Below are 11,879 nucleotides of genomic sequence, written 5' to 3'. Positions count from 1 at the left end.
ACAGGAATCCACACGTCCCGGCATTTCAAAACAAGATATTCCCCAACGCGGTCGAGGCAAAAACAACTCCCTGCTACCCGGTTGAACTGGTCCAGTGCCGTCAATGCGGCTTTGTCTGGAACCATCTCTTCCACCCAGAAGTCATGGAATACGACGGCACGTATCAAAACGAGCAGGGCCATTCCTCGGTGTTCCAGCGCCATCTTGAGGAAACCCTGGGGCTGGTCAAATCCGCTGTAGAGCCGGGCGGGCGGATTGTGGAGGTCGGGTGCGGCAAAGGCGTTTTTCTCTCCATGCTCAGGCTGGCCGGATTCAATGTGACGGGATACGACCCGGCCCATGAAGCAGGCGACCCCGATGTGGTCAAAGCGTACTTCGGCAACAATCTGGGTGTTGTTCCCGGCGATATGGTCGTACTGAGACACACCTTGGAGCATGTGGCCGACCCGTTGGCCTTTCTGGCTTCGATCAAAAACGCCAACGCAGGCCGGGGGAAAATCCTCATCGAGGTCCCATGCCTTGAATGGATTGTCGACAATAGGGCATTCTGGGACATTTTCCATGAGCATTGCAACTACTTCAGTGTGCCGACACTGAAGGCCCTTTTTCTCAGGGCAACGGTCCGCCGATGTTTTGGTGGTCAATACATGTGGCTGGTGGCTGAGTTGGCCGACCTGCAAGACGCTGTGCTCCCGCCGACTGACGAATTTTGCCTGGTCGACGAAACACTTTTTTCGAACGAGATCGACCGCCTCAGGGCCTTTGTCGCCAGCCACACCGGCTGCCTCGTCTGGGGCGCTGGGGCCAAGGGTGTGGCCTTCACCAACCTGATGGACCCGGATGGACGGAGCATTCGCGGGATCATCGACATCAATCCCAAAAAACAAGGCCGACACATCGCCAAGAGTGGTCATTTCATTTATCCGCCAAGTGAGCTATACCGCCTTGGCACGGGCGACATTATCGTCATGAACGAAAATTACCGTGATGAAGTAGCCGCGCTTTGCGAGGGATATCCCAACACAGTGCTGGCCATAGGAGAAATATGAGCAACCCAGTAGACGATTTTAGGAATGTGCGCAGGGAGCGCATCGGTGCGCAGGGACAGAACAGCGAATTGAAGCGATCTGCGGATGCCTTCATGCACCAGTCTATTCCCGCCGGCTACTCTTACAATTTCGAGTGGCTTGGCCGTCCCATCATCCAGTACCCGCAGGACATCATGGCCATGCAGGAACTTATCTGGACCGTTCAGCCGGACATCATCATCGAAACCGGCATTGCCCATGGGGGCACGGTACTGTTCCACGCCTCCATGCTGCAACTCTTGGGTGGCGACAGGAAAACCGTGAGCATCGACATCGACATCCGTGAACACAATCGCAAGGAGATCGAAGCGCATCCGGTTTTCAAGAATGTGACAATGCTCGAAGGCTCATCCATATCCCTGGACATTGTTGATGCTGTTTTTTCACTAGCCAAGGGGCGCACCAACCCGATGGTCATTCTAGACTCCAACCATACCCATGAGCATGTGTTGCGGGAAATGGAACTGTATGCTCCGTTGGTGAAAAAGGGCTCGTATATGGTGGTGTTCGATACCATTGTTGAGCTGCTTTCCGAGCAAGCCTCGGCAGACAGGCCTTGGGGGCCGGGCAACAACCCCATGACTGCGGTTGATGCGTTTCTCAAGACCAACGACCGGTTCGTGCCTGATACGGAGATCGACAATAAACTTATGTTTTCGGTAGCTCCCCGGGGATACCTGAAATGCGTCAAGGACATGTAAAGGACACAGCATGGAAGTTATTATTCTCTGCGGTGGACTCGGTACTCGCCTGCGCGAAGAGACGGAGTTCCGGCCTAAGCCGATGGTCAATATTGGCCCCCGCCCCATCCTCTGGCACATCATGAAGATATATGCCCATTACGGGCATACGGAATTCATCCTGCCGCTAGGATACAAGGGAGAGATGATTCGAGAATACTTTGTGAACTACGAATGGATGAACAACGACGTCACCCTTGAGTTGGGTAAGCCTGAAACGCTTTGCCTGCACCAGTGCCACGACGAGGCGGGCTGGAGGATCACCCTTGCAGATACCGGTCCAGATACCCTCAAGGGCGGGCGTCTCAAGCGAGTGGAAAAGTACATCAAAGGCGACACCTTCATGCTGACCTACGGTGATGGCGTGGCCGATATTGACATTGATGCCCTCGTCGCCTTTCATAAAGCTCATGGCAAAATCGTGACCCTTACAGGCGTGGGCCTGGCCCAACGCTTCGGCGAATTGAAGGTGGATGGGAACAGGGTTTCCTCTTTTCAGGAAAAACCGGACCATGCTGGTGACAGCCTGATCAACGGCGGCTACATGGTGCTGGATAGGAGTATTTTCGACTACCTGACGTCGGACAAGGACTGCGACCTGGAATATGGCCCGTTTGAGCGGCTCGCGCAGGATGGGGAGTTGATGGTCCGTCGGCATGATGGGTATTGGGCCTGTATGGACACCCTGCGAGACACAGAACTCCTGAACCGGCTATGGAACGAAGACCGAGCCGAGTGGAAAGTGTGGTGACGGAGCTGATATCTATGTTTAACAAGACATTCGCAGGGAAACGCGTCTTCATGACCGGGCATTCCGGTTTCAAGGGAAGCTGGCTCGCGCTTTGGCTTACTCTGCTCGGGGCAGAGGTCCACGGTTACTCTCTTGACCCGCCATCCGTCCCGAATATGTTCGAACTGATCGGATTGAGGCATGATCTTGCCTCCACCCATGCCGACATCCGTGATTTTGAGGCCCTTAGGCGGGCCATGGGTGTTTTCTCGCCCGACCTTGTCATCCATATGGCGGCCCAGCCTTTGGTGCGGCGGTCATACGCCGAGCCGGTCGAGACCTTTACCACCAATGTCATAGGCACGGTGAATGTGATGGAAGCAGTCCGTCATACGGAATCCGTCCGCGCCGTGGTCAACGTAACCAGCGACAAAAGCTATTTAAACTTAGGGACAGGCGTAGCGTTTCGCGAATCCGACCCCATGGGGGGGGATGATCCCTATTCAGCGAGCAAGGGATGCGCCGAGCTGGCTGCGCAATCCTGGAACGCATCGTTCTTTCAAAATGCAGGACCTTCCCTGGTTTCCGTACGGGCTGGCAATGTTGTCGGTGGAGGAGACTTCGGCCAGGACAGGCTGCTTCCAGACATGGTGCGAGCCTTTTCACGCGGAGAGCCGGTCCGTATCCGTTCGCCCAAGGCCGTCAGGCCATGGCAGTTCGTGCTTGAGCCATTGTCCGGCTATCTGGTTCTGGCCAAGGCGCTGCTGGAAGGACGTCGGGAGTTCGTTGGCGGCTGGAATTTTGGACCTAGGAACGCGGACGCGCAGACCGTGGGACAGGTGGTGACGGGCTTTGTCGAACGCTGGGGTGATGGAGCACAATGTGCTATGGATGCCGGGGATCATCCCCATGAAGCCGCCACCCTGCGGCTCGACTGCACCAAAGCAGCCGAACAGCTCGGATGGATCCCCCGGACCGACGTCAACATGGCCCTCGATTGGTCTGTGGAATGGTATCGGGCATGGCATACCGATCCGGCCTGTCTTCGGGCATTAACCGAAGAACACATCAGTAGATTCGAGGCGCTTTGATGCGTTGCACGCCTCTCCCCCTGGCCGGTGCCTATCGCCTCGAAGATGCACCCTTCGCTGACCAACGCGGACGCTTCGCAAGGATATATTGCGCCCACGAGCTTGAATCCATCGGCCTGCGAAAGCCTATTGCTCAGGCTAATATTTCGCTGACCCGCCAGAAAGGAAGCATCCGCGGTATGCATTTCCAGACCGTTCCGCATGCCGAGATCAAAATCATCCGCTGCCTGCACGGCGCCGTCTTCGATGTCATAATCGACCTGCGCAAGGCGTCTGAAACCTATCTCCAATGGCACGGCGAGATACTCTCTCCTGAGCGCGCGTACGCCCTGTATGTTCCCGAAGGCTTCGCGCATGGCTTTCAAGTCATTGAAGAGGACGCACAGCTTCTTTATCTGCATACGGACTTCTATACGCCGGAATGCGAGGGAGGGGTGCGGTTCGACGACCCTGCCATCAACATCGCGTGGCCCCTGCCCCCAAGGGACATTTCAGACAAGGACAGACTCCACGCATTGATAGGTACAGAATTCCAAGGATTTGACATATGAATTGCCGCCATTGCGCCACGTCGCTCTCCGATGTTTTCATTAATCTAGGCGACCAGCCGCCGTCCAACTCGTTCCTCGCGAAGGATGAGCTGGGCCAGCCGGAAGAGACATTTCCCCTCAAGGTTTTCATCTGCCCGAAGTGTTTTCTGGTCCAAGTGGACGAACACAAGAAATCCTCGGAAATATTCAATCGCAGCTATGTCTATTTTTCCTCATTCTCATCTTCCTGGCTCGAGCATGCTCGGCAATACACAGAAATGGCCGTCAATCGATTTACACTTGGCGGCTCGTCGCTGGTAGTGGAGATCGCATCGAATGATGGCTATCTGCTGCAATATATGAAGGCGAGCGGCATTCCCTGTTACGGGGTGGAGCCGTCCATGGCCACTGCCGACGCAGCTCGGGAAAAAGGCATTGAATCCATCACCGAGTTTTTCACTACCGCCCTGGCAAAAACACTGGTAGCCGAGCGTGGTCGTGTTGATTTATTGATAGGCAACAACGTGTTGGCCCATGTGCCAGATATCAATGATTTTGTTCACGGCGTCAAAGCGGTGCTCAAGCCCACCGGAGCCGCAACGTTGGAGTTTCCTCACCTCTTGCAGCTCGTCAGTCAATGCCAGTTTGACACCATCTACCACGAGCATTTTTCCTATCTCTCTTTGGGCACGGTACAGCGTATTTTCGCAAAACAAGGGCTACGGGTATTCGATGTGGAGGAACTCTCCACACATGGCGGGTCGTTGCGGGTTTTTGCATGCCATGCCGACGACATCCGACCAACCTCGCCTGCCGTAACCCGGGTGCTCCAATGTGAACGCGACGCAGGTATGAACTCACTTGCCTACTACACCGCATTTCAGGAACAGGCAGACATCCGCAAACAGGATTTGCTTGATTTTTTGCATACGCAAAAAAAAGCGGGCAAGCGACTGGCTGCCTATGGTGCTGCAGCCAAGGGGAACACATTGCTAAACTACTGCGGTGTGGATTCCAGCCTGATCGAATTCTGCGTGGACGCTTCGCCGCACAAACAAGGACTGTTCATGCCAGGGAGCCGCATCCCGGTATTGTCCCCCCAGGCTCTTCGGGAGCGCAAGCCGAGCTTCATCTTGATCCTGCCATGGAATCTGAAAACGGAAATCACCGCGCAGCACCGGTATATCCGTGAATGGGGAGGCACGTTCGTCACGGCTATACCCCGGTTGGGGATCGTTACGGACTAGGGTGTGCCGATGTTCAGTCTGGCATGGTGTTTATGGCTCCGAAAAAGATGAAGCACAGCGACACCGCACAGCCTTTAAGAGTCTCAATGCTGACAGTTAATTTGTAAAGACCCCTTTGTTGGGGTCGCCTAAGAGTAGAAGTTCCGGCAATTTCTTGGTGGTTGATTAAAGGGCAGGGGAATCCCCGCCATCTGGGCGGTAAAATCAACAGGGGACATATTCCCCAGGGATTCATGTAGCCACTCCTCGCTGTACTCGTTAGGGAATTCCTCCGAAACCTTCTGTGCCTACCAGATAGAGTCGTCGAACTGCATCTGGTAGAGGCGGTTGTAGAGCGGGCAGGATGCGAGCAGATCCTTGTGGGAGCCCGTGGCAACGACTTTGCCCTGCTTCATGACCATGATGACATCGGCGGTGAAAATGGCGGATAGTCGGTGCGCGACGGTCGCCACCGCAGAGAACAGCGTATTTATGTTTTTCCTCGTTGCCATGAGAGGCTCCCGTTTTTTCAAAAACTACTGATATCCTAGTACAAAACGCCAAAAAAGAAAAAGCCCTTACGCCGTTTCTGACGTAAGGGCTTGATTCCTATGGTGCTCGGGGACAGAATTGAACTGCCGACACGGGGATTTTCAGTCCCCTGCTCTACCGACTGAGCTACCCGAGCACGCGGTCGAGAAGTGGGATTTACCGAAATGGGCGGTGGTTGGCAACCTCTTTTTGCCATTCGGGTGAATTTTTAGCCGGGTGGCGCGCCACTTGGCCGGGCTTTTCCTGCCGGGTCATTCTTCGGACTCGGGCAGCGGAGCGCCCATTTCCATGATCCGGGCGGCGTAGCCCGTGCGCAGGGCCTCCAGGTAGTCGGTGTCGATGGGCCCTTTCCAGGTGGTCACCTCGGTGTAGCGTTTGGGTATGACCACCCTGGCCGGTTCGTAGCCCATGCCCAGGCGCAGCCGCCAGCGCAGGCTCTGCACCCGGCGGCCTATGGCGTCGAGCGAGCCGACGAGGGAGCCGTAGCCCACGGCCTCCAGGGCCTGGGCCAGCACCGAGTCCTTGTACACCCCGCGTGAGAACAAGCAGCCCACCATGCAGTTGAGCACGACCCGCTCGCGGGCGTCGTTGACCAGGAAATCGAGCGCCCTGGTCACGTCCTTGTCCTCATGTTTCTGATCGTAGGCGTAGCCTCCCGAGTCGAGGTGGGAGTGGCGGAAGCCGAGCGCCTCGGACACGAAGAAGACCTCGCCCGTGGCGTATCCGGCCATCTCCTGGCCGAGGACGCAGGCAAAATCCTCGCCGCCGTATTTTTTGGCGCACTTGAGGGAGCCCTGGGCCAGCAACCGGTAGAAGTCGTTTGGCGGGCGGCTGATCAGCTCCACGCCCTTCATGTAGGTCTCGGCATCGCCCCAGGTCAGGGGGACCACGGTCTCGTCCAGGCTGATGACGCCCTTTTCCAGCGCCTCGGTGGCCCAGGCCAGGGCCACGCCCGTGGACATGTTGTCCAGCCCTTCCTTTTCGATGACATCGAGGATGCGCAGGACCTGGCCTGCGTCCGTGACCTCAAGCATGCCGCCGCAGGAGAAGATGGGCTCGTAGTCGTAGCTCACCTGCCGGTAGAGATACTGGTTGTTGGCCTGGAACTGCTCGCGCACGAAGCCCACGTGGATGCAGCCCACCGGGCAGCCTGCGCAGGCCGCGTTGCGCAGCAGGGTGTCCTTGGCAAACCGCTCGCCCGAGATGTTGTCCGCCTCGGGGCTGCTGGTTTGTTGCAGGTTCTTCCAGGGCAGGCTTTTGAGCGCGTTGAGCGGGTTGATGTTCACCGCCGTGCCCAGGCCGTGGTATTTGGCCATCATCTCCGTGGTGGTGAGCTGCTTGAAGATGTCCTTGTACAGGGTGGAGTAGGCCTTGCCCTCGGGCAGGTCAAAGCCCCGGTCGCCCAGGATGCAGATGGCCTTGAGATTCTTGGCTCCCATGACCGTGCCGCCGCCCAGGCGGCCAAAGTGGCGGTAGGTGTCCACGTTGATGCAGGCGTAGGCCGAGAGGTTCTCGCCCGCCGGGCCGATGCGCAGGATGGAGCGGCGGCCCGAACCGGGGAATATCTTGCGGATGACGCGGCCCGTGCGCAGGGCGTCAAAGCCGCGCATGTATTCCACGTCGCGGATCTCGATCAGACGCGAGCCAACGGCCAGGGCAGACAGCCGCTTGGCCTTGCCGACCACGACCAATGCGTCGAGGTCCGCGAACCGGAGCGACAGGGCGGATTTGCCGCCCGCGTAGCTCTCGGCGTACTGGTTGTGATAGGGCGAGCGGAAGGCGCAGCAGGTCTTGCTCATGAGCGGGTAATAGCCGGTCAGCGGACCGATGGTGAAGATCAGCGGCTGGTCCGGGTCGTCCCAGTCCCTGTCCATATGGCCGAATTCATCAAAGAGCATGGCCGCCAGCCCGGTGCCGCCCAGGTACTGGTCGCGTCCGTCCCGTTCGATGAGGTTGGCCTTGCCCGTGGTCAGATCGACCTTCATGATGCGGAAGTGGTCTCTAATCATCGGAACCTCCGGTGGCCTTGTCCGCTCTGGGCAGATCTTCCATCTCAAGGCAGTCGTGGGGACAGAATTCCACGCAGCGTCCGCAGTGGATGCAGACGTAGGGGTTGACCATGTGATCCAGGAATATGGCGTCCACCGGGCAGGCCTTGGCGCATTGGCCGCAGCGGATGCAGAGGTTCTTCTTCTGGATGACGCCGCCGTCGCGCCGCTGGGTCAGGGAGCCGGTGGGGCACGCCCCGGCGCAGGGCGCGGGATTGCAGGCCAGGCACAGCTTGGCCTCGAATCCGGTGGACAGTCCGCCCGCCGAGGCGATGCGGATGCCCGACTTGTTCCACGACAGGACCGAATGGACCTGTCTCGCGCAGGCCAGCGCACACGAATGGCAGCCGATGCATCGCTCCATCCGCGCAGCCCTCAATGCTTTCATTGTTCATGCCTCCAACTGGTTGGGAACCGTGATGTCCGGGTCGAGCGCGCTTGCCTTGCGGGGGCGCTTCAGATCCGTTCAAGAATATCGTGTTTGAGCGACCAGAGTATGTGGACCGTGGCCGAGTCCTGGTCCATGCCCGGCACCGCTTCGACAAGTTTGCGTATCAGGGTGCTGGTGTCAACGGATTTGCGGGCCAGGAACACGAGTTTTCGGGCCGCGTCCGGGTCGATGGTCCCGGCCAGCCCGGAATAGAGCATGGGAAAATCGCGGCCTCGGTAGAAGGCCTCGCCCGTGGCCCCGGCCCGGACCAGGGTCGCCGGGTCAAGGGTGCGGGTGGGGTAGTGGCCGAAGAGGGTGCCGTAGGGCATGGCCAGGGGGTGATGCATCGTGCGCAGGGGAGCCGGGTCTGCCGGTTCGCGCCACAGGCCGTCCCAGAGGGCGGCGTACTGTTTGATCACCCCGGCCCAGGTGTAGTGGTCGAGCACGCGCTGCCGGGCTGCCGCGCCCATGGCCCGGCGCGTGTCCGGGGATTCGATGAGCGTCTTCAGGGCTGCGGCCAGGGGGGGGATCTCCACCACTGTGCGCTGGGCCAGCAGCAGGTGGTACTGGTTGTCGTAGGTGAGCGGGGCGAGCAGGTCCGCGTCCGGCGTGCTGTCCGGGCCGATGGTGGGCACGAGCAGCCCGGTCTCGTCCTGGACCACGATGTCGCGGTAGCCGTCGTAGTCCGAGGCCACCACGGGCAGGCCAAAGGCCCCGGCTTCGAGCAGGGTGATGCCGAAGGTCTCCTGGGGGTTGTCGGCAATGGAGATGAAGATGTCGGCGCTGCGGAACAGGGCGACCTTTTCCGCCTCGCTCGGCCTGGCCGCAATGGTCAGGGGGATGCCCACGTTGGCCGCGAGATCCCTGAGGGTGGGCAGGAAATCGTCGCCGTCGTCCACCCATCCGGCCAGGACCAGCTCCACCGTGGCCGGGTCCATGCCCGCCAGGACCAGCCGGTGCAGGGCGCGCAGCAGGGGCAGCAGGTCCATCTTGGAGTGGTGGGATATCCTGCCGAACACGAGCAGGCGCACCGGGCCGCCTTGGCTCCCGGCCTCGCTCCTGGCCTCGCACCTGGTCGGACAGAGCTCATCGGCGTCCACAGCCAGGGGGATGCGCGCCAGCTGGGGCGCGGGGAAGTGCTCCGGGTCCAGCCCGTAGCCCTGGCGCAGCCAGTCGAAGAAGCGTTGCACCGCCTCCCGGCCCGGCTCCGAGGTGCAGACAATGGCGTCACGCCGGGTGGTCCCGGCCCACAGGTGGCGCAGGAACTGCGTGCCAAAGGTGGAGTAACTCAGGGAGTGGATGGTGCCGGTGATTGGAAAGATGTCGCGGCTGTAGCGGTTGCGCAGGGCAGCGGCGTGGGGCTGGCTGGTGATGCAGTCCGACAGGTGCATGCAGTGGACCGGCTCGGTGGCGAGCAGGCGCGGCAGCTCGCGGCGGTCCAGGACGCGCACCCGGCCCGCGTCGAGCATGTCCGGCGCGATCTTGCGCACATGGGCGCGCAATCCGTCGGCCTGCCCGGCGTCGCCCAGGAAGAAGCGGTACTCGTCGCAGGGGTCCACGGCCAGGAGCGCGCGCAGGAACTTGGTGTTGGCCACCTTGCGCCCCAGCACCGGGCCGGGCTCGAAAAATGGGTCCAGGGTGGCCCAGATGCGCTTGGATTCGGACATATGTAGGTCAAAACCGTATTGTCCCGGTTTGTCAATGGGTTTGACGAAATCCGTGGACTCTGTCGCTGGCCGCGCGGCATTTTCTTCCCCGGACAAGCCTCAGGGGGTTTGTCCTCATCGCTCGAAAACCTCCTTTGAAAAGAGCAGGATGATACCGGTTTGGCGCGGTGTCTCCGCCTGTGGCACGGGTTGGCCCCGTTCTTGCTCATGTCCTGGTGCGGACGTGTCATGCGTCGATATTTTGACTCTTAAGGAGAGGCGGACACATGTTGAAGCAGACGATAAAGCGGGGCAAGCGGCCCGAACTCATGTGGGGGCTGGGCCTGGACGATTCGCTCGCTGGCCAGATCGCGCAGGGGGTCGGCCCTGGATTTCACATTCGCAATTTTCCGGCGGATTCCCTGCCCCGCGCCCGCGAACTGAGCCAGGAGGAGAAGCCCTGCGCGGCCTGGGTGCCGTGGTCCGTGTGGTCGGCCCTGTCCGAGCAGCGCCGCCAGGAGTACCGGGCGCAGGAGAACACCCAGCGCATCCTCATCCAGGACACGGGCGACGAGCCTCTGGAGATGGACACGGTCCTGGCCGAAGGGTTCCTGACCGTGGTCCGCACGCCCCTGACGCGCCCCAAGGTGCAGGACGCAGTGTTCCGGGCCAGGGAGGTGACGAGCATGTACTCGGACATCTACCGCATGACCGAGGAGATCCTGCTTGAGCGCGAACTCTTGGCGCGCAAGACCGATCAGCTCATGTTTCTCAACAAGATCCTGGCCTCGGCCACCGAGAGCCTGGACCCGGCCACCATCCTGCTCAACGCCAAGGACACCCTGAGCCTGGTCCTGCCGGTCAAGATGGTGCACGCCGCCTTCTGGACCCGGCAGCAGGACTCCGGCGTGGCCGATGTGGAGCTGTTCCTCAACGGCAAGATGATCCCGGACACCGAGAGCCTGTGGGTCGAGCACCTGATGGCTTCTGCCGCGGAGATGGGCTCCGGCCCGGTCAACGGCTTCAACATCCTGCACACCGACCCGGCGCGGCGCCCCGAATTTTCGCTGACCCCCAAGGACGGCAAGCTGGTGACCATGCCCCTGACCGCGGCCCACGAAACCTTTGGGTGTCTGGTCCTCCTGTGCGAGCCGGACTACCGGCTGGGCCGGGATCAGGTGGAGACCTTCCGCTCGGCGGTCAACCACCTGGGGCTGGCCCTGCGCAACGCGCTCATCTTCAAGGAGGTCAAGCTGCGTGCAGACCGCGACGGCCTGACCCGCATCTACAACCGCCACTCCTTTGACGAGCGGTTGATCTACGAGATCAAGCGTCGTCGTCGGTACAATCACGACCTTTCGCTGCTCATGGTCGATCTCGATCACTTCAAACAGGTCAACGACACCTACGGCCACAAGGCGGGCGACATGGTCCTGCGCAAGGTGGGCGAGATCCTGACCGAGACATTCCGCACCACCGACCTCGCGGCCCGCTATGGCGGCGAGGAGTTCGTGGTCCTGCTGCCGCACACCAGCGAGGAGGCTGCCTGGAAACTGGCCGAGCGCATCCGCGAGTCCATCCAGGGGTGCGTGTTCCGCTTCGACGGCCACGAGTTTTCGGTCACTGCCTCCATCGGCGTGGCCTCGGTCGAGGCTGGTGCCCTGACCCGCGACGACGACCTGCTGATCAAGGCGGACAAGGCCCTGTACAAGGCCAAGAACAATGGCCGCAACATGGTGGTCATCTCCCGGCCCGAAGGCGCTGCCCAGGCCGTGACCAACTAGCCGGGGACGGGATT

At 60.1% G+C, this 11,879-nt stretch carries 11 protein-coding genes and 1 tRNA gene; 7 read left to right on the top strand and 5 right to left on the bottom strand.

Features of this window, described 5'->3' with window-relative positions:
* Window positions 1-143: 143 nt before the first annotated feature.
* From DAES_RS16405 to DAES_RS16380, 6 genes are read left to right on the top strand one after another with little or no spacing between them, the layout of a single operon-like run.
* Window positions 144-1,049: a class I SAM-dependent methyltransferase gene (locus DAES_RS16405; protein WP_049776428.1), complete on the top strand. Its 906-nt coding sequence runs from the start codon at window positions 144-146 to the stop codon at window positions 1,047-1,049.
* Entirely contained in the window at window positions 1,046-1,789 is a 744-nt protein-coding gene (locus DAES_RS16400) for a cephalosporin hydroxylase family protein (RefSeq protein ID WP_013516158.1), read from the top strand. Before DAES_RS16405 ends, DAES_RS16400 begins: the two co-directional genes overlap by 4 nt.
* 10 nt (window positions 1,790-1,799) lie before the next feature.
* Entirely contained in the window at window positions 1,800-2,579 is a 780-nt protein-coding gene (gene rfbF / locus DAES_RS16395; RefSeq protein ID WP_013516157.1) for a glucose-1-phosphate cytidylyltransferase, read from the top strand.
* Window positions 2,580-2,593: 14 nt separating this feature from the next.
* Complete coding sequence (rfbG, locus tag DAES_RS16390; protein ID WP_013516156.1) at window positions 2,594-3,649, top strand: CDP-glucose 4,6-dehydratase; 1,056 nt, start codon at window positions 2,594-2,596, stop codon at window positions 3,647-3,649.
* Complete coding sequence (locus DAES_RS16385) at window positions 3,649-4,200, top strand: dTDP-4-dehydrorhamnose 3,5-epimerase family protein (RefSeq protein WP_013516155.1); 552 nt, start codon at window positions 3,649-3,651, stop codon at window positions 4,198-4,200. The genes rfbG and DAES_RS16385 overlap by 1 nt, the downstream gene beginning before the upstream one ends.
* Window positions 4,197-5,426, top strand: coding sequence for a class I SAM-dependent methyltransferase (locus DAES_RS16380; protein ID WP_013516154.1), 1,230 nt, complete (start codon window positions 4,197-4,199; stop codon window positions 5,424-5,426). Before DAES_RS16385 ends, DAES_RS16380 begins: the two co-directional genes overlap by 4 nt.
* 287 nt (window positions 5,427-5,713) lie before the next feature.
* Here the strand turns inward: DAES_RS16380 and DAES_RS16375 are convergent, their stop codons facing one another.
* From DAES_RS16375 to DAES_RS16355, 5 genes are all read right to left on the bottom strand, one after another.
* A complete protein-coding gene (locus DAES_RS16375; RefSeq protein WP_041271485.1) occupies window positions 5,714-5,917 on the bottom strand; it encodes a hypothetical protein in 204 nt (67 codons plus the stop codon).
* A 100-nt stretch (window positions 5,918-6,017) separates the two neighbouring features.
* Window positions 6,018-6,093: transfer RNA gene (locus DAES_RS16370), tRNA-Phe, on the bottom strand.
* A 115-nt stretch (window positions 6,094-6,208) separates the two neighbouring features.
* Entirely contained in the window at window positions 6,209-7,966 is a 1,758-nt protein-coding gene (locus tag DAES_RS16365; protein WP_013516153.1) for an aldehyde ferredoxin oxidoreductase N-terminal domain-containing protein, read from the bottom strand.
* Window positions 7,959-8,393, bottom strand: a complete 435-nt coding sequence (locus tag DAES_RS16360) for a 4Fe-4S binding protein (RefSeq protein WP_013516152.1) — start codon at window positions 8,391-8,393, stop codon at window positions 7,959-7,961. The genes DAES_RS16365 and DAES_RS16360 overlap by 8 nt, the downstream gene beginning before the upstream one ends.
* Window positions 8,394-8,461: 68 nt before the next feature.
* Window positions 8,462-10,102 (bottom strand): glycosyltransferase family 4 protein, encoded by a 1,641-nt coding sequence (locus tag DAES_RS16355; protein ID WP_013516151.1) that lies wholly within the window; start codon window positions 10,100-10,102, stop codon window positions 8,462-8,464.
* 266 nt (window positions 10,103-10,368) lie between these two features.
* Between DAES_RS16355 and DAES_RS16350 the strand changes: the two genes are divergently transcribed.
* Entirely contained in the window at window positions 10,369-11,865 is a 1,497-nt protein-coding gene (locus tag DAES_RS16350; RefSeq protein WP_013516150.1) for a GGDEF domain-containing protein, read from the top strand.
* Window positions 11,866-11,879: the final 14 nt, after the last annotated feature.

Origin of the sequence: Pseudodesulfovibrio aespoeensis Aspo-2 (assembly GCF_000176915.2) — a bacterium.
GTDB lineage: Bacteria > Desulfobacterota > Desulfovibrionia > Desulfovibrionales > Desulfovibrionaceae > Pseudodesulfovibrio > Pseudodesulfovibrio aespoeensis.
This window is presented reverse-complemented; position numbering and strand designations above follow the sequence as displayed.